At 50.6% G+C, this 19,010-nt stretch carries 14 protein-coding genes and 1 tRNA gene; 5 read left to right on the top strand and 10 right to left on the bottom strand.

All coding sequences use genetic code 11. The annotated features are described in order from the left end of the window. Positions 1-46 precede the first annotated feature (46 nt). On the top strand, positions 47-1,216 hold the full coding sequence (gene lplT, locus MFLA_RS11800; RefSeq protein WP_011480531.1) for a lysophospholipid transporter LplT: 1,170 nt from the start codon (positions 47-49) through the stop codon (positions 1,214-1,216). A 100-nt stretch (positions 1,217-1,316) separates the two neighbouring features. On the opposite strand, the gene MFLA_RS11805 is transcribed toward lplT, so the two are convergent. The 4 genes from MFLA_RS11805 to MFLA_RS11820 form a co-directional block, all read right to left on the bottom strand. After that, entirely contained in the window at positions 1,317-2,651 is a 1,335-nt protein-coding gene (locus MFLA_RS11805) for an NAD(P)/FAD-dependent oxidoreductase (RefSeq protein ID WP_011480532.1), read from the bottom strand. 254 nt (positions 2,652-2,905) lie between these two features. Continuing rightward, positions 2,906-3,439: a c-type cytochrome gene (locus MFLA_RS11810; RefSeq protein ID WP_011480533.1), complete on the bottom strand. Its 534-nt coding sequence runs from the start codon at positions 3,437-3,439 to the stop codon at positions 2,906-2,908. Between the two features lie 114 nt (positions 3,440-3,553). After that, positions 3,554-4,471 (bottom strand): substrate-binding domain-containing protein, encoded by a 918-nt coding sequence (locus MFLA_RS11815; RefSeq protein ID WP_011480534.1) that lies wholly within the window; start codon positions 4,469-4,471, stop codon positions 3,554-3,556. 136 nt (positions 4,472-4,607) lie between these two features. Further along, positions 4,608-6,485 (bottom strand): methanol/ethanol family PQQ-dependent dehydrogenase, encoded by a 1,878-nt coding sequence (locus MFLA_RS11820; protein WP_011480535.1) that lies wholly within the window; start codon positions 6,483-6,485, stop codon positions 4,608-4,610. Positions 6,486-6,756: 271 nt separating this feature from the next. On the opposite strand from MFLA_RS11820, the gene pip reads away from it, so the two are divergent. Continuing rightward, positions 6,757-7,716 (top strand): prolyl aminopeptidase, encoded by a 960-nt coding sequence (gene pip / locus MFLA_RS11825; protein WP_011480536.1) that lies wholly within the window; start codon positions 6,757-6,759, stop codon positions 7,714-7,716. Positions 7,717-7,732: 16 nt separating this feature from the next. Then, positions 7,733-9,019: a YhjD/YihY/BrkB family envelope integrity protein gene (locus MFLA_RS11830; RefSeq protein ID WP_011480537.1), complete on the top strand. Its 1,287-nt coding sequence runs from the start codon at positions 7,733-7,735 to the stop codon at positions 9,017-9,019. 138 nt (positions 9,020-9,157) lie between these two features. On the opposite strand, the gene MFLA_RS11835 is transcribed toward MFLA_RS11830, so the two are convergent. Further along, positions 9,158-9,841: a Fe2+-dependent dioxygenase gene (locus tag MFLA_RS11835; RefSeq protein WP_011480538.1), complete on the bottom strand. Its 684-nt coding sequence runs from the start codon at positions 9,839-9,841 to the stop codon at positions 9,158-9,160. 83 nt (positions 9,842-9,924) lie between these two features. After that, positions 9,925-12,192, bottom strand: a complete 2,268-nt coding sequence (locus MFLA_RS11840; RefSeq protein ID WP_195742000.1) for a TonB-dependent receptor — start codon at positions 12,190-12,192, stop codon at positions 9,925-9,927. Positions 12,193-12,321: 129 nt separating this feature from the next. On the opposite strand from MFLA_RS11840, the gene MFLA_RS11845 reads away from it, so the two are divergent. Further along, positions 12,322-13,293 (top strand): rhodanese-related sulfurtransferase, encoded by a 972-nt coding sequence (locus MFLA_RS11845; protein WP_011480540.1) that lies wholly within the window; start codon positions 12,322-12,324, stop codon positions 13,291-13,293. Between the two features lie 62 nt (positions 13,294-13,355). On the opposite strand, the gene MFLA_RS11850 is transcribed toward MFLA_RS11845, so the two are convergent. Further along, entirely contained in the window at positions 13,356-13,709 is a 354-nt protein-coding gene (locus MFLA_RS11850; RefSeq protein WP_011480523.1) for a hypothetical protein, read from the bottom strand. 153 nt (positions 13,710-13,862) lie between these two features. Here MFLA_RS11850 and nhaR point away from each other — a divergent pair, with 153 nt between their 5' ends. Then, entirely contained in the window at positions 13,863-14,774 is a 912-nt protein-coding gene (nhaR, locus tag MFLA_RS11855) for a transcriptional activator NhaR (RefSeq protein ID WP_011480541.1), read from the top strand. A 325-nt stretch (positions 14,775-15,099) separates the two neighbouring features. Here the strand turns inward: nhaR and MFLA_RS11860 are convergent. The 3 genes from MFLA_RS11860 to dnaG all read right to left on the bottom strand — a co-directional run bounded on the left by MFLA_RS11860 (position 15,100) and on the right by dnaG (position 18,946). Next, positions 15,100-15,178, bottom strand: a tRNA-Ile gene (locus tag MFLA_RS11860). A gap of 15 nt (positions 15,179-15,193) precedes the next feature. Beyond that, positions 15,194-17,116 carry an RNA polymerase sigma factor RpoD gene (rpoD, locus tag MFLA_RS11865; RefSeq protein WP_048811725.1) on the bottom strand — a complete coding sequence of 641 codons (1,923 nt, stop codon included), beginning with the start codon at positions 17,114-17,116 and terminating at the stop codon, positions 15,194-15,196. A 99-nt stretch (positions 17,117-17,215) separates the two neighbouring features. Continuing rightward, a complete protein-coding gene (dnaG, locus tag MFLA_RS11870; RefSeq protein ID WP_011480543.1) occupies positions 17,216-18,946 on the bottom strand; it encodes a DNA primase in 1,731 nt (576 codons plus the stop codon). Positions 18,947-19,010 lie beyond the last annotated feature (64 nt).

The raw sequence follows: 19,010 nt of genomic DNA on the forward strand, positions 1-19,010 counted from the left end.
ATGACAGGAAAATGCAATCCCCTTACTGGGGTGCAATAAAGCAGCGATGAACTGGGGTTTTTATATCATACTGCTAGCGCAATTCTTATCTGCGCTGGCTGACAATGCATTGCTGTTCACCGCAATTGCCCTCTTGAGAGAACTGGAGGCACCGAGCTGGCATGATCCATTGCTACAATGGTTTTTTGTCATCTCCTATATCTTGCTTGCCCCTTTTGTTGGCGCCTTTGCTGATGCTTTTCCCAAAGGCCGGGTGATGTTTGTATCCAATGCCATCAAATTCATTGGCAGTACCGCCATGGTATTGGGAGTCCCGCCTTTATATGCCTATGGCATTGTGGGGATCGGTGCTGCAGCATATTCTCCTGCGAAATATGGCATCCTGACCGAATACTTGCCCCATTCCATGCTCGTCAAGGCCAATGGCTGGATGGAAGGCTCCACTGTCATGGCCATCGTGCTGGGCACTGTCATTGGTGCAATTCTTCCCAGCATCGACATCCAGGTTGCCATGATCGTCATCACGATACTTTATCTATCCGCAGCCATCTTCAATATCTACATCCCCCGCGTACCGGTAGACCATAAACCTCCGAAGAAAACCCCAGTGTTTCTGATCAAGGACTTCTGGATTGCGACCAAGACACTGTGGAAGGATGCTCAGGGCCAGGTTTCCCTTGCCGTCACCACGCTATTCTGGGGGGTAGCGGCCACGCTGCGCTTCGTTGTGCTTGCCTGGGCCGGCTTTGCCTTGAACTTCACTCAAGAACAATCCACCTATCTCATGGTCGTGGTTGCGATCGGCATTGCCATTGGCTCTATTGCCGCAGCGCGCATGATCAAACTCGAGCATTCTGTCCGCGTGCTTCCTGTTGGCATCGTGGTTGGTTTACTGGTCATTGCAATGGCATTTGTCAGCAACTGGCTTCTTGCTTGCGTCCTGCTCATGCTGATCGGCGCCTTGAGCGGCTACCTGGTGGTACCACTGAACGCCTTGCTGCAGCATCGCGGGCACTTGCTTATCGGAGCTGGCCACTCCATTGCCGTACAAAACTTCAACGAAAACTTAGGTATTGCCGCGTTGATCAGTCTGTACACCCTCATGATCAAGGCAGATATTCACATCAACTTTATTATTGTGGTCTTCGGCCTATTCGTCAGCCTGAGCATGGGCGGCATATACAAGCTTTATCAGGCTCAACATTCAAGACAATAAATAGACTATTAGCCTTTTGATGGATAGCTACTATCTATCCATCAAAGATAAAGCCCGGACCAGCCGGGCTTTATCTATTTTCTATCAGATGTAAAGTGTATCAATGCAGCTTGACCCTGGCCTCTGTCCTCCTGGTAATCAGGCGCGCCAATATCTGGAGCACCACAGCGAAGAAACCATGCAACGCCATCAGGTGCATTTGATACAAGGACTGATACATCAAGCGCGCAAATAAGCCTTCAATGTACATGCTGCCACCGGCAATCGCGCCCATGAGGCTACCTACAGTAGAGTAGCGCCCAAGATTGACCAGCGACCCATAATCGCGATAGGTGAATTCCGGAAGATTACTCTTACCTGCCACTCGGGCCTTTACGGTTTTGACCAACATTGAAGCCTGCTGGTGAGCAGCCTGGGCACGCGGAGGCACATTCTCATCGTGACCAGGCCAAGGGCAGGCGGCGCAATCACCAAAAGCAAAAATATTCTCATCCAGCGTGGTTTGTAGCGTGCGCTTGACCACCAGCTGATTGATACGATTGACCTCCAGACCATCCAGCTCTCGGAGAAAGTCGGGCGCCTTGATGCCAGCTGCCCATACTACCAGCGAGGAAGGAATGAATCGGCCGCTATGGGTATACACCCCTTTATCTGTCACCTCTGTGACTCTCTCTCCGACATAGACATGTACACCCAGCTTGCGTAGCTCAGTATCTACTGCTTTTGAAAGTTTGGGAGGCAACGCAGGCAATACACGATCACTTGCCTCAATGATGGAAATCTTGATATCGCGATCAGGATCAATCTTGTCCAATCCATATGCGGCTAACTCACGCGTAGTATTGTGTAGCTCCGCAGCAAGTTCGACGCCTGTGGCACCAGCCCCTACGATCACAACCTCTAGCTGCCCGGCTTGAATCGGTTCGGCCTGAGTTTGCGCCCTCATCAAGGCATTCGTTAATTGGCGATGAAAACGTTCAGCCTGATTTTGCGTATCCAGTGCAATGGAATGCTCACGCGCGCCGGAAATTCCAAAGTCATTTGTCGTGCTACCGACGGCAATAATCAAGGTGTCATACTTGAACGTGCGACGCGGAATGACCTCAACCCCATCATCATAATAGGGTGCGACAGTCACCTCCTTCTTGGTACGATCCAGGCCATCCATACGCCCCAGGCGGAAATGAAAGTGATGCCAATGCGCCTGGGCAATATAATCTAGCTCATGCTTGTCTGGATTCATGCTCCCAGCGGCAATTTCATGCAACAGTGGCTTCCAGACATGAGTACGAGTGCAATCGATGAGGGTGATATGAGCTTTTTTCTTGCGCCCCAGAGTTCTACCCAGGCGTGTGGCAAGCTCTAGACCACCCGCCCCACCACCGACGATAACAACACGGTGCAAATCTGAATTTGTTTGCTTTTCCAATTGCATAACTTCACTTTCCAGGACTAATCAATGTAAATCCATACATTTTCAGAGCAAGCGCAGCACTGTTATTCCTCAACGGACTATCTGTCTACCCTCAGACGAAGCCAACTTGCTCAAGAAAGAATATTCAGATTTTACCTCTAAAGACCAGGCTTCGCGCATAAAAAAACGGTCATTGCAAAAACAATGACCGTCTCTTGGCTACCAGGGGGAACTCAGCGAGTTAGAAAATACAAACCCACTATGTTCCACGCTCGTTATTTCTGTGGCTTTTCGTTCAACCATGGCTTGTCGCCGCCGCCCTTGTATTGGCTGCGCAAGAAACCGATAATCTTGAGGATCTCATCAGTCGTCACCAGATCTGGATTGTTGGCCACCTGCTTATGCCAGGCAGCCATGCCACCATTGGTACCACCGGCGATAGTTTCAAACAAGCCCTTGTCCGTGATGTGCTTGGAGTATTGCCAACGATCATCGGTAATCGACACGGCTACCTGACCATCACCATTCGGCCCATGGCAAGTCGTGCAAGAATAAAGACCAAATTTCCTCTTACCTTGCTTCGCCTTATTGGGATCCTCTACATAAATTTTGGTGTAGGGGTTGACGCAAGTCTCCAAGAACTCCTTGGCCTCGGGAGTATCCCCCTCTTCGACCTTGATGTTCAATGGGCTGTTATCCTTGGTAGAAACGAGATTACATGCAGCACTTGCCTGCATCGGCATAGCCAATCCTGCGAGCGCCAATACAGAGGCTGCCAAGGTTGCTTTGATCACTCCATGGTTCAACATACTTTCTCCTTGCTTTTTGAACATTTAAACTTCGACTATTTTTTTGAAAATCACGAGTCTGCAACTTCATCAACGTGTCAGACTATGAATAGTTGACCCGGTTCATGAAAAATATTACTCAAATTTAGGAATAACATCCCCCCTGCTTTTGGACTTTTTCTCGATGTCGTCATCTTCGACAATCGGCACATGGGGGATACCGTATTCGTCAAGTATCTTGATGATATCGTCATGACGCCTGTCCAGCACCTCCTGCAACATCGCAAGCCGCTCCTTGTCGCGTTTACGTACGCCCAGTGAAATATTCCAGTATTCCTTGCCATGAATATTTTCCTGTTCATATTCTGGAGCAGGAACCACGACCAAGGGAATGGGTGCTTTCTTGGCATAGTATCCGGCAATGGGTCCCCACAGGATGGCAACATCAATCTCACCCTTGACCAGATCGTCGATCACGAAACTTGGAGGCAGATTGAGGTCGCGCTGGATACGGTATGGACGCGAGTTGCCGAGCAAACCCTTGTCATTGAGCGGTCGCGAGGGCGGCGTCTGCCCTACCACGCCGATAATCCCTTTACGCAGATCAGGAGAGTCCCAGTCCTTGATGTCGTAGCCACTGTCCTTACGATAGACAAAGACATATCCTGAGCGATAATAGGGCTTGGACGTCAACATCATGTCATTGCCAGCCACGGTACCAATAATCACATCACATCGTCGCGCATTCAATGTGTTTCGAATGAATCCCATACGGTCATACCAGAATTGGTAGGTCAGGGTCTTGCCAAGATCCTTGGCGATCAGTTCGGCGATCTTGTTCTCGAAGCCTTCCTGCTTGCCATTTGAATAAGGCAAATTGTCATAGTCGGCACACACCCTCAATTCATTGGGGTTGTCTTCACGTACCGGCAGGCCACCGCGTCCCACTTCCGTATCAACTTCCAATGTATTGACAGCAGCGCCTGCCATCACAAACTGGCTCACACCAGACAGCACAAGCACTAATGAGACCTTTTTCAGCGTTTTAAGCATTACCTACTTCCTTCTACGTTGATAAGCAAGCTAACTAATTGCCTATCAAAGATAAAAGCACCCCGTCCTAGGACAGGGTGCTTGGGAACAGCTAACCCATGTCAGCTTTGAATCTTCCGCATCAAATGCAACAAGATTACAGGCTAAACACGTTCAGTGCACCACCACCAGGAGCGGCGTTGTACTTGGTCAGCTCCTTATAACCACCGGCAGCGCCCAACGCATCGGTTTCATTTTCCAGTCCCAGGTTCATCGCAACGCCAGCCCAACCGCCGATACCGGACAGTACACCAACGTATTGCTTACCCTTATGACTATATGTAAACGCATTGCCAATCACACCGGAACCTACTTGGAACTTCCAGAGCTCCTTACCAGTTTGCGCATCCAATGCCTTGAACCAACGATCAAGCGTACCGTAGAACACCAGATCGGAAGCCGTTGCCAGAGCACCACCCCAAGCAGAGAATTTCTCCTTGTTGTACCACTTGGCCTTATTGGTCATTGGATCATAAGCAGCAAAACCACCCATGACACCGTCTGGACCAGCAAACATGGTCAGGGTAGCACCCACCCATGGCTGACCAGCAATGTACTTGGACTCAACTGGCTCATATGTCATACATACATGGTTCAGAGGAGAGTACACCAGACCAGTACGTGGGGAGTAAGCAGCAGGCTGCTGATCCTTAGTACCTAGCGCAGCAGGGCAGATACCCTTGGTATTATAGTCCTGGTGAGTGGAGTATTTGCCATCCTTATGCGGAATGCCCGTGGCCTTGTCGACATGCGTTGCCCAGTTGACGAATGGGTGAACCTTTTCTGCGGCAATGATGCTGCCGGTATGTGCATCAAAAGTATACGCAAAACCGTTGCGGTCATGGTGCCAGGCGTAAGTCTTGCCACCCTTGTCGAACAGGATTACCTCGTTGATACCGTCATAATCCCATTCATCGTGAGGCGTCATTTGATAACCCCACTTGGCGATACCAGTATCCACATCACGAGCAAAAATAGTCATGGACCACTTGTTGTCGCCAGGGCGTACATCCGGATTCCAGACAGATGGGTTACCAGTGCCGTAGTACACCAGATTAGTCCTGTGATCGTAAGGCCACCAACCCCATGTGGAGCCACCGCCATGCTGCCAGCCATCCTTAACGGCCTGTGGCTTGAGCCAGGTTTTTACACCCAGGTCTGTCTCAGGGAACTTCAACTTTTCCTTGGGCAGAGCCTTGAAGGAGCCACCTTCCTTGTTACCGCCGTTGATGTCTTCATAGACCGACAGGGCGCTGTAATGTGGGTTGTCCTTGTTGAAATCCTTGCCGATCAGCACTTCACTGTCAGGACCTGTGCTGTATGCTTTCCATACCTGAGAGCCATCCTTGATGTTGTAGGCAACCAGGAAGCAGCGAACACCGAACTCAGCACCGGAACAACCTGTCAGGACCTTGTCCTTGATGACGTGGGGAGCATTGGTATTGGTTGCACCAACCTTGGGATCATTTACCTTGACGTCCCAGACCTTGGCACCAGTTTTTGCGTCCAGGGCAACCAGCACGCCGTCATTTTGTTGCAGGAAGATCTTGCCATCGCCATAGCCCAGACCACGACTGACGTTATCGCAGCAAAGCACAGCTTGTACAGAAGGATCCTGCTTGGGGAAGTAAGCCCAGACAATTTTTTGATTGTCGTTCAAGTCAAGCGCGTAAACGTTATTAGGGAACGCTGTATGCACATACATCATATTACCAATAACGACGGGAGAGCCTTCGTGACCGCGATTTACACCGGTAGCGAATTGCCAGGCTGCCTTGACATTCTTGACGTTGCTCTTGTTGATTTGATTGAGGGTGCTGTAACCCTGGTTGTTATGTTGTCCACGTGGATGTACCCAGTTATTGGGGTCCTTCATTGCGGCTTCCTGGTCAGCAGCTGCAGATGCAACCATGGGCACAGCCATAGCCATGCCAAATGCCACCCCAAGCGCCAGCTTGATTTTGCTCATCTCCATTTTTATAAATCTCCATAGTGATACTACTAAGGGTTTAACAAGACCCAGCCCCACATACACCACCTCCCATTTATAATTATGGGTTTTGCAGCATCGTTGAGACTTTGCCTTTTACTCACCACAAAGCGAGTAGAGTGCATCTTAGTGCAGGAAAAAATGTTTTGCAATACTTCATTTACATTTTACTTACAATTAAATAATTCCTAAACTTGACAAGACAATTTCCCAATATCAGAGAAGACTTATCTCGCTACAGACAAGGCCTTAACCCATGAATCACGTATTATTTCCCGACATTCAACCCTATCAGCAAGAGATGCTGCCCGTCTCAGACCTGCATGCTCTTTATTATGAACAATCGGGCAATCCTGCCGGTCAACCGGTCATTTTCCTGCACGGCGGCCCAGGAAGCGGTTGCAATCCAGGGCAACGCCGCTATTTCGACCCGGGCCACTACCGCATTATCCTAGTGGATCAGCGAGGTTGCGGACGCAGCACGCCGCAAGGAGAAATCAGGGAAAACACGACCAGCCATTTAGTGAATGATCTGGACACGCTGCGCAAGCACCTGGGCATTGATCGCTGGCTGGTGTTTGGCGGCTCATGGGGTAGTACGCTGGCGCTGAACTACGCTTTGGCATATCCGCAACATGTCACAGGTCTCATTCTCCGCGGCATTTTCCTGAGTCGCCCGAGCGAGCTGGAGTGGTTTTTGCATGACGTGCAACACTTTTTTCCTGAGTCCTGGCATCGGCTGCTTTCCTACTTGCCTGTTGCTGAACGGCATGACCCCTTGACTGCATTCGCGGCACGCGTGTTTTCAGATGATCCTGCCGTCAACGCACCGGCCGCCATCCACTGGAACGCATTCGAGTCCAGCATCATGACCTTGCTGCCAGTAACCGCCACCAGCGAACAGGGCCTCAACCCCGACATCGAGCTGGCACGAGCCCGCGTGCAAATCCATTACATCAAACACCAGTGCTTCCTCGAGGGACGCAACCTGATCGCGGAAGCCTCCGCCCAGCTGCGACATATACCTACCGTCATCGTACAAGGCCGCTACGATATGGTGTGTCCTCCATTGACAGCATATGAGCTTCACCAGGCCATGCCTCATGCAGAATTCCACATAATTCCGGATGCCGGCCACTCAGGCATGGAAGCCGGCACCAGGAGCGCCCTGATTGCGGCTACGGAAAAATTCAAGCAAGCTCTGCAATCAAGATAACGCAGCAGGAATACTCTTGGCACTCAACCTCTCCAAGGTCAAGCATCTGGGCAGCCACCCGGCGCTGCATAAGTCTCGTCGCGCTTACGCGCGCCACCGCTATAGCACCCCGTTCTTCGTGCTACGCGAAACGCTGAACAGCTTCCAGGTTCATAATGGGTTCGGGATGTCCGCATCGCTGTCGTTTTACGCCATGTTTGCCTTGATTCCGCTGATCGTGCTCATGTTTTTTCTCTTGAGCCACCTGGTGGTGTCATCCAACTCCGCTACCGTCAAACTGGCGATCATCGTCAGCAACCTGGTACCGAACCTCAGTAATCGCATCATGGTGGAAGTCTACAATGCCTCTCAGCACAAGGCAGCCTGGGGCGTCTTCGGTTTCATCGCCATGTTCTGGCTGGCTGTCCCGCTGGCAGGAGCGCTGCGCTCAGCCTTTTACACCATTGCGGGCGTTCAGGAAAAACCTTCCTTCATGCGTCGCCAGATCAAGGACATTCTGGGCGTACTGGGTATATTGCTGATGTTTTTCCTGTTCACCATTCTTGGACTGGGCATAGAAAAAGTGATGCATGTGCTGGAGCCGCATACCAGCTATTCCAGATACATCAACTCAGCGATTTCCATCGCGCTCACCACTTTATTGATTGCCATGTTCTACCGCGTTTATTTTCCATTACGCCTACAACATTCCCATATTGTGATTGGCGCAGCGATCACTGCCCTGCTGTGGCTTGCCATGCGCCCGGCCTTTAGTCTGTTTCTATCCATCAATCCGGCGTATGGTGCTGTGTTTGGCGGCATGAAAAACCTGTTCATCTCAATTGCCTGGCTTTACTACACCTTTGTGGTGTTCATGCTTGGTACCACGCTGGTTTCCATACTGCATAAAAAAGATGTGTTATTGCTGCGCGGGCTGTTCGGCCAGATGCCGGATGACAAGGAAACCTATCTGGAAGAGCTGATGGAGCGCTATGGCAAGACATTCCAGCGCAGTGAGTATATTTTCAAGGCAAATGACAGCTGCCATGATCTTTATTATCTTGTGTCTGGGCAGGTCAAGCTCATGGTCGGAGGGAAACTCTTGCGCGAACTCAACGCTGGAGATTATTTTGGCGAAATGGCTTTCCTCACCCAAACTCCCAGGGTTGCGGATGCCATCGTGACATCGGATACCGCCAGCGTCGTGGTGATGAGCGCTGAAAACATTGAGACCCTGCTACGGAGCGAACCCGACATCACCATGAATTTTTTGCGCCAGATCGCCTCTCGCTTGCAGCATAACCATATACAAGGAGCGGCATGACATATTGATAAAACTTGATTCTTTAATAATTGGGAACGATTCCGGGCTGTGCCACCCTGTCCTGCACAACACATCATGCCTTACATGCCCACCGACACTTCCCCCTTGGCAATCTAATCCCGTGGCATGGCAATGTGCCTAGCTGTCTGCCCACATTCTTAAAAGATTATGGTACACGCCCGTCAGGCGGATCACTTCAGGATCCCCGGCTCCGCGCTCGGCGCCGATGGCCTGAATGCTGCCGTCCAGCTGGAACAATAACGTACGCTGCGCATCATCGCGGATCATGCTTTGCATCCAGAAAAACGACGATACCCTCACTCCGCGTGTGACAGGCGTGACATGATGCAAACTACTGGAAGGGTACAGCACCATATGTCCGGCCGGTAACTTCACCTCCTGAATGCCGAACGTATCCTCTATCGTCAGTACGCCGCCGTCATAATCTTCAGGCTCGGAAAAAAACAAGGTCGCCGAAAGGTCGCTTCGGATACGGAAATTGGTGCCGCGCAACTGGCGAATCGCATTATCCACATGCGTACCAAATGCCTGCCCCCCTTCATAGCGGTTGAACAAGGGGGGAAATACCTTCAACGGCAAAGCTGCAGAGATGAACAGTGGACTCATTCCCAGCGCATCCTGGATCAAATCTCCCACCTGCCGCGCCACAGGAGAACCCTCTGGCAGCTGCATGTTATTCTTGGCCAACGCAGACTGGCTGCCGGACGTGACATTGCCATCCACCCACTCCGCAGCATCCATCAGCTGCCGGCACTGCGCTACCTGTTCCTTGGTCAATACTTCCGGAATTTCAATCAGCATATTGATTTCTCATTCATTGAAACAAAAATCCCCGCCAGAGTATTCTGACAGGGATTTCGTCAAGCCCAAACTATCTCAATAGTCTAGAAATGATAAGTAGCATTCAACAGTGCAGAACGGCCCGGCGCCATCACAGCAAAGATACCAACGTGCGACGCATCGTAAATGCGCTCGTCCGTCAGGTTCAACACATTCAGGCGCAACGACAGCTTCTGGTTGACCTCATAAGTTGCCGATGCGTCCCAGCGCCATGTGGAATCGAAAAACATGGTGTTGGCATCGTCGAGATAACGCTTTCCTGCATAAATTGCACCGCCTCCCACAGAAAACTTCGGCGTCACCTTATACATGGTCCACAATGAACCAGAACGCTTGGCGATGAACTTGCTCTGATTGCCAGAATAATCACTTGTTGTATTGGCTGCAAACTTATCAAGCACAGGATCCATGAATACCACTCCGCCCCATACCGACCATTTATCAGTAATGTTGCCCGCAGCACCCAGATCGATACCCTTGACGCTATTATCGCCTACCAAAGCGACCTCGCCAGTTGTAGGATCCGCCGCACGCGCGTCAGTCTTTTTGGTCTCGAAAATTGCAGCGGTCAAGGACAGCCTGTTATTAAACACATCCCACTTGGTTCCAAGCTCAACCGCCCTGGTTCTTTCAGGCGCCACATTCATATTCGCAGCAGTCAGGCGACCACCGGCTACACCATCAGCCCCTCCGCTTTGTCCAGCCGTCTCACCAGTAGGATTGGATGACGTTCCCAGATTGAAATATACACTGCCATTAGGCGCAGGCTTATACAACAGACCCAAGGTGTAATTGAACATTCTATCTTTGCGATGCACTGTAGGATCGCTGGTATCAACAACGCGATAATGATCCAAACGGATTCCTACATTCGCTTGCCATTGTTCATTGAAATGTATCGTGTCGCTTGCATACCAAGCGCGCGTATTATATTTGAATGGATCACCATAGTCCGTCCTACGGAAAGGTCCCCCGGGGAAGGGGGCATAAGGGTTAGGGTTGTAAAGATCCGTAGTCGTCCCAGCAGCATTCGTATTACCCCCCGTTGCTGTCTGATAGCCCCCTGACGAAAGCTCCTCCTTGCTTATTTCTATACCAGTAGAAATGTTATGCTTCATACCAAACAGCTCTACGCTACCGAAATAGTCAGTTTGATTAAGCATACCCTCGGTCAGCCTACGACTTCCACGAATACTCTGATCCACGATTCCATTAGCAAATGCTGCCGCATTAGCGAATGATGGCCTAGTCATTATGTACTGGTTGGTAGTACGGGTATACATCGTAGTATTACGCAATGTAAATCCATGATCAAAATCATGCTCCAGCCTCAAGGTAATCTGATCAGCATTTTGCTCACGGAAATCCCGGTTCTTCAGCCCATAGAAATTGTCCCGGTCGACACGAGGTGGTGTTCTCAACGCACCACCGGCACTGAATGGTAAGCCCAGGTCCGGCGTATCGTCAGATTCAAAATGATAGAAGCTGACATTGGCACGCGTGGAGGTATTCAAGCCTAACGCCAGCGCAGCTGCAATGCCTTTGCGTTCCAGCTCTACCGCTTCACGCCCCGCTACGTTGGCATCGTGGTGCACCAGATTGATGCGCAAGGCCGCCTCATCGCCGAGTAGCCAGTTGGTATCAACCGTAAAACGCTTAGTCTGGTCGGTACCCCAGGTAACGCCAGCGCTGGTAAAGTTTTCTGCTTTCGGCTTCTTGGTCACCATATTGATGACACCGCCAGTGGAACCACGACCATTCTGCATGGAGCCAGGCCCCTTAATGATCTCCACGGACTCGAGATTAAAAATCTCATGGGAGAAACGTCCAACCTGACGGATACCGTCTATCTGCAAGTCGGTACTCGCTTCATAGCCTCGGATGAAAGGGCGGTCACCCATTGGCGTCCCACCCTCACCTGAACCAAGTGTCACACCAGGAGTAGTGCGCAATATATCGGTCAGGGACATCAACCCACGTGCCTGGATCAACTCTTCGTTCACGACCGTAATGGATTTCGGTGTATCCAAAAGCGGTTCGGTAAATTTGGGAGAAGACACCCTATCAACCTTGTATGAAGCCTCCTTCTTTGCAGACACGCTCACTTCCGGCAGCGCACCTCCCTCTTCAGCCGCGTGTGAAGCCCCCGCAAATGCCAGTGCTACCGCAGTGGTAACGCGTTGAAAATGAATAGTTTTTTTCTTACTAGAAATTTGCACAGATATCCCTTTACATCCATTTACAAAAATAGAATTGGTGGAATATAAATAGTAAAAGTTATCATTACAAGTAAAATTTATGTTCAGTTGCAAAATTACAACACAATAACCATATGAAATTTATGGAATTTTATTTAAAATACGATGCTTTGACACGCAAATGCTCATTGCAAAGTGTCTTGATCATCCATTAATTTGCCTGTGATTTCGTGAGTGTGCACCGTGCCCCAGATTGTTGTCGCTGCTTTATACAAGTTTGTTAGCCTTCCTGATTACCAAGAGCTCCAACCCGGCTTACTAGCCTTATGCAACGCCCAAGGCATCAAGGGCACCTTATTGCTGGCTGAGGAAGGCATCAACGGTACTGTCGCTGGTAGCCGCGCCGCTATTGATGCGCTGTTAACTTACTTGCGGCAGGATTCACGTATGGTCGACATTGATCACAAGGAATCCTTCGCTGATGAAATGCCGTTTTATCGCATGAAAGTGCGGTTGAAAAAGGAAATCGTGACCCTGGGTGTACCCGGCATCAGCCCAAATAAGAAAGTGGGAACCTATGTCAAGCCGGAAGACTGGAACACCTTGATCTCGGATCCGGATGTCGTTGTCATCGACACGCGCAATAATTATGAATACGAGATCGGTACATTCAAGGGCGCGATTGACCCTGCAACCACGACCTTCCGCCAGTTTCCCGAATTTGTCCGCAAGAATCTTGATCCTGCGAAAAACAAGAAAGTCGCCATGTTCTGCACGGGTGGCATTCGCTGCGAAAAAGCCAGCTCGTATATGCTGGAACAAGGATTTAAAGAGGTATACCACTTGCAAGGCGGCATTCTGAAGTATCTGGAAACCATTCCTGAAGAGGAAAGCCTTTGGGAAGGCGAATGTTTTGTTTTTGACCAGCGGGTAGCTGTGAAGCACGGCCTGCAAGTCGGGGATTATGACCAGTGCTTCGCATGTCGGCACCCCATTTCTGCTGCAGATATGGCCTCCTCGAAATACGTGAAAGGTATTTCCTGTCCGCGCTGCTATGACAGAATGTCAGCTGAGAAACGCGCCAGAATTGCCGAAAGGCAAAGACAAATTGAAATTGCGCGCCAACGAGGAGAAGAACATATTGGCGACAATGCCCGTCAATACTCGCTCATCCATAAGCTATCAAAAACAAAAAAAATACTCCCTAAAACTTAGTTTTAGGGAGTGGCTTCCTGGTATCACCGACTACCAGGATTGGTCGAGACTCGCGCTACAGCTTACTGCATACCACCGACATAGCGCTTGACCTTGAAATGATGCTTGGGATGAGTCACATAGACAAACTTCTTCCCGGCAAGGCGATCAGCACTGATTCCGCTTGTGTCGATACGGTTCACATTGAAGTGGTGCCTGAAGTGAGGACGATTGTTGCGGGACTGCACCACATCCTTATGAGTAATCACGGCAGAAGACTCCGCAACACGTGCATCGGTAGCCAGGCGGTTAGGATTGATGGCCGCTGCGGCCAGCACCTGATGATCGAACAATGCTGCATTATGCTCTTCTGCCTGAGCAACAGCGCCCCAGGAAGCAGCAAGTACCAAACCTAACATTGCAACTGTCTTTTTCATGATGATCTTCTCCTGAATAATGAATTAATTAATATTGTGTCTTGCAATGGTTCACATCTTACTAGTCATAGACAAACAGAAAAACATATTGTTCCCTGATCAATACTTCGGGAAAATCGAAGTGATGCCAGCATTCCTCATTCGGGAGAAATTATGAATTATAAGCAACTCAGCTATTTCTGGGCCGTGGCCAAAGCCGGCAGCTTAGTTAAGGCCAGCGAACAATTGGGCGTCACTCCACAAACACTCAGCGGGCAGATTTCACTACTTGAAGCTGACTTGAATGTGACTTTATTGCAACGCGCTGGACGCGGGCTGGAATTGACTGATGCTGGTCGGCTCGCCCTTCCTTATGCCGAACGCATTTTTGAAATTGGCAGCATGTTGGAGGAAACCCTACAACATCAGCCAAAAAAACGTCCTAGGGTGTTTAATGTCGGGATTGCTGAATTCGTCCCTAAATCCATCGCCTATCACCTGCTATCCGCTGCGATGGAATTAGAAGACCCCATTCGCATCGTATGCCGGGAAGACAACTTCGAAACCCTGCTTGCCCAATTGGCGATTCATAAACTGGATATCGTGCTGGCAGACCGACCCATGCCGAGTGAAGTCAATATTACGGGCATCAGCCGAAAACTTGGGGAAAGTGGCACAGCTTTCTTTGCTACTAAAGAGCTGGCAATGAAATACCCCGGTCAATTTCCAGAGCGCTTACACCGGGCCCCCATGTTGGTCATGGGAGAGGATAGCCTTCTCCAAGGACAGATCATGCGCTGGCTGAATGAACAGCACATTACCCCCAATATCGTCGGGGAATTTGACGATAGCGCCCTCATGAAAGCTTTTGGTACAGCGGGAGCAGGCTTTTTTACTGTTTCATCCGTGATAGCACATGAAATTGAACAGGAATATAACGTTATCAAGATCGCCGACACTAACGAGTTTACTCAGCATTTCTATGCCATTTCAGTACCAAAGCGAGCGACTCACCCTGCCGTGATAGCAGTGAATGAGTCAGCGGACAAATTATTTTTATTCAATGCTCCAGCATCACATCAATAGAAAGCTATTACAGTGTAGGTATCTACGGACTCCCATCATTCTTAAACATCAGAGTTAATGTGCCTAGCTTACTCATGATTTAGGCGACGCCTTCCCAGACTAGGTCACCCAGAAATTTGGGGCCAATCACCCTAATAGTAGGAGATTAGACATGAGGGAGCGATGCACAAAAAGAAAAGATTATTGGTTTCCTACGAAAGCTGATGCATTACCTACCTGGTTAGTGCAGAAAGTACGCATCATTACCGGATAACATTACCACCTTTTTAAAAATAACGGCTGATACAAAAAAGGGGTTACGAATTAACGTAACCCCTTGATTCTATGGTGGGCCTCCCCGGAGTCGAACCGGGCACCAACGGATTATGAGTCCGCTGCTCTAACCATGCATGAGCTAGAGGCCCTGAAACTGTAGCCGCTTAGTCGTTGCCAGTTTCGAGGAAACTGCGCAGGCGTTCTGAGCGGGTTGGATGGCGCAGTTTGCGTAGCGCCTTGGCCTCAATTTGACGGATACGTTCGCGGGTGACATCGAATTGTTTGCCAACCTCTTCCAGGGTGTGGTCGGTATTCATCTCAATACCGAACCGCATGCGCAACACCTTGGCCTCCCTTGCGGTCAGCGATTCTAACACTTCTTTGGTGGCATCACGCAAGCTTGCGTATACGGCGGCATCCACGGGAGCAAGTGTTGCGACATCCTCGATGAAATCACCCAAGTGGGAATCGTCGTCATCTCCAATTGGGGTTTCCATGGAGATAGGCTCCTTGGAAATCTTGAGGATTTTGCGGATCTTATCTTCCGGCATCTCCATTTTTTCCGCAAGGGTGGCTGGATCTGGCTCCAAGCCGGTTTCCTGCAGGATCTGGCGGCTGATGCGATTCATCTTGTTGATCGTCTCGATCATGTGCACAGGAATGCGAATAGTACGCGCCTGATCTGCGATCGAGCGTGTGATTGCCTGGCGAATCCACCATGTGGCATATGTAGAGAACTTGTAACCACGACGGTATTCGAACTTGTCTACCGCCTTCATCAAACCGATATTGCCTTCCTGAATCAGGTCAAGGAATTGCAGGCCACGGTTGGTGTATTTCTTGGCGATAGAAATCACGAGACGCAAGTTGGCCTCGATCATCTCGCGCTTGGCACGACGCGCCCGTGCCTCGCCTGTGGACATCTGCTTGTTGATTTCCTTGAGCTCCCTGATGGGAATACCCACACGCTCTTGAATGGCAAGTAATTGTTGCTGCTGGTCATCGATCGAGTGCCTGAATCGCTCAAGACGCTCAACATACGGTTTGTTGACGGCAAGTTCCGCAGCCAACCACTCTGGATTGCCCTCGTTGCCCGGGAAGCTCTTAATGAAATGCGCCCTCGGCATACCGGCCTTTTCGACGCAGAAGTCCATGATTTTACGTTCATGGCTACGGATCTCTTCTACCATGCCACGCACACGGTCACACAATGCCTCAACCTGCTTGGCTGAAAAGCGGAATGCCATCAGCTCTTCAATAATCGTAGCCTGCAGCTTGAGATACTCTTTGTCCTGAGAACCCTTGCTTGCCAAAAGCACGGTCATCTTCTCATGAGCGCTACGGATGACGGCAAATCGCGTCAGCACTTCCTCGCGAAGCCTTGCAAGTGCTTCTGCCGAGATCGCTGCCGCCTTGGCACCATCATCGTCTTCTTCGTCCTCCTCGTCGGCGTCTTCAGCCACATCTCCAGCATCAGCAGCTTCTTCAGCCACGATTTCGGCACCAAGACCATCGTCAGCATCAATCAGGCCATCGACCAGATCATCGACCCCCAACTCGCCCTTCTCAACCTGATCCACCATGGCCAATAATTCGGCAATGGTACTGGGACAGGCGGCAATAGCTTGCACCATATGCTTGAGGCCGTCTTCTATCCGCTTGGCAATCTCGATTTCGCCCTCACGGGTCAACAGATCGACCGTACCCATTTCCCGCATGTACATGCGCACCGGGTCAGTGGTGCGGCCAAACTCGGAATCCACCGTAGAAAGGGCCTGCTCGGCTTCCTCAACGGCATCCTCGTCAGCAACTGGTGCTGGTACATCGGACATCAGCAATGCTTCGGCGTCGGGCGCCTCTTCATAGACCTGGATGCCCATGTCGTTGATCATGCCGATGATGCTGTCGATCTGCTCGGAATCCTGTACATCATCCGGCAGGTGATCGTTAATTTCTGCGTAAGTGAGGTATCCGCGCTCCTTACCCAGGATAATCAGGGACTTTAACCGCGTGCGACGTATATCTGCGTCATTCAGTGTAATATCGGCTTTATCGTTTACATTGTCATTCTGTTGCTCTTTAGCCATGCTTGACCCCATCGAACTGCGGTTGAGTACGAAAAACCCTAGATTATACCTTAAAAACAACTGCAATTTTCAGCAGTTTTGCAGCCTGTCGCTGCCAATTCAGCGAGTGCCAATGGACTTCAGCAACTCGCGCTCCTCTTCCGTGAGCTGGCTCAGGTTTTTTTCCTTGAGCCTATCCACTGCAGAGGCTTTTTGGCGTTGCAGGTACATGTCTTTCAATTGCCTGCGCACACCATCAAACTCCAACTCAAAGTCCAGGCTTTCATCCAGCAAATGCAAATCACGCTGCAAATCAGGTAAAAGCCTGGCATTCACTACCGACTCAAGCCCATGCAGTATCGCCACGGGCTTGGCATCGGGACTTTCCAGTGCAAGTTTAACAACTTGGCGCACCATCTCATCTTCATCGGTAGAGCCAGTCATCCATTGCTGATCGCCTTCCTGCACCAAATGCGGGCGCATGATAGCCATCAGCGTAAATCTGCGTTGTAATGACATCGTAACGCGTGCCTGCTTGGGAGCAGACCGTGTCTGCTGGCGATTAGTTTCCGGCAATTTGACCATACGACGCATTTCATCACTCGAGATATCCGCCAGCTCCGCTATGCGCTTACGCAATAACAATGCCAGTCGCGGCGCTTGTATCTGCTTTAGGATGGGCTCTGCCTCGTTAAGGAACTGTACCTTGTCTTCCTGCGATTGCAGGCGATTATTAGCACTCAGCTCCTGAATAAGATATTGCGACAAGGGCATTGCCTGTGCCATTAAGTCCTCAAACGCTTGTTTGCCAAATTCGCGCACATAGCTATCCGGATCATGCTGAGCCGGCAAGAATAAAAAGCTAAGCCGCAGCCCATCCTTGAGCACAGGCAATGCATTCATTGCAGCACGCCAGGCTGCGCCCCGGCCTGCGCTATCTCCATCAAAGCAAAACACAATCTCATCCGTCTGGCGCATGAGCTTGGCGATATGAGCCGGTGTCGTAGCCGTACCCAGGGCAGCCACCGCATAATCGATGCCATATTGCGCCAGCGCCACGACATCCATGTACCCTTCGACCACTAGCGCACGGCCTGCTTCGCGAATGGCACGTCGCGCCAGGAAAAGGCCATAAAGCTCTTGCCCTTTCTGAAATAAGGGGGTTTCTGGCGAATTCAAGTACTTCGCCCCAGCATCAGCACTCTCCAGCACCCTGCCACCGAAACCGATGACCTGCCCCTTCTGGCCATGAATAGGAAACATGATACGGTCGCGGAAACGGTCATAGCAGCGCCCCTGCTCATTCTCAATCACCAACCCGGCTGTTTGCAGCACTTCGTGCCGGTAATCCGCAAACACGGCCTGCAGATTCTGCCAGCCCGCAGGCGCATAACCAATCTGGAAGCGGCCAGCCACTTGACCACTCAAGCCGCGCCCCTTGAGATACTCGATGGCACGCGGCGACTTCTTCAGCTCCGCCCTGTAATAATCCGCCGCTTGCTGCATCACTTCCTGCAAGCCGGGGATTACCTTTGCTCGTACCACATCTTCAGGCCGCGACTCCTGGGGCACGATCATGCCAACCGATTTGGCCAGCTCGTGCACCGCCTCGACAAAGCTGATTCCCTGGTACTCCATGACAAAGCCAATGGCGGAGCCATGCGCACCGCAACCAAAACAATGATAGAACTGCTTGGTCGGACTGACGGTGAAAGAAGGGGATTTCTCGTTATGAAATGGGCAACAGGCGGAGTAATTGGCCCCTGCCTTCTTCAAGGGGACGCTGCGGTCAATCACATCCACAATATCGACGCGATTAAGCAGCTCTTGAATGAAGGAATCAGGAATCATGAATGAAAATAATAGCCTAAACCCAAACTGAATCCAAAAGCAAAAAAGGAGCTTGCAGCTCCTT

This window comes from Methylobacillus flagellatus KT (genome assembly GCF_000013705.1).
Classification (GTDB): Bacteria; Pseudomonadota; Gammaproteobacteria; order Burkholderiales; family Methylophilaceae; genus Methylobacillus; species Methylobacillus flagellatus.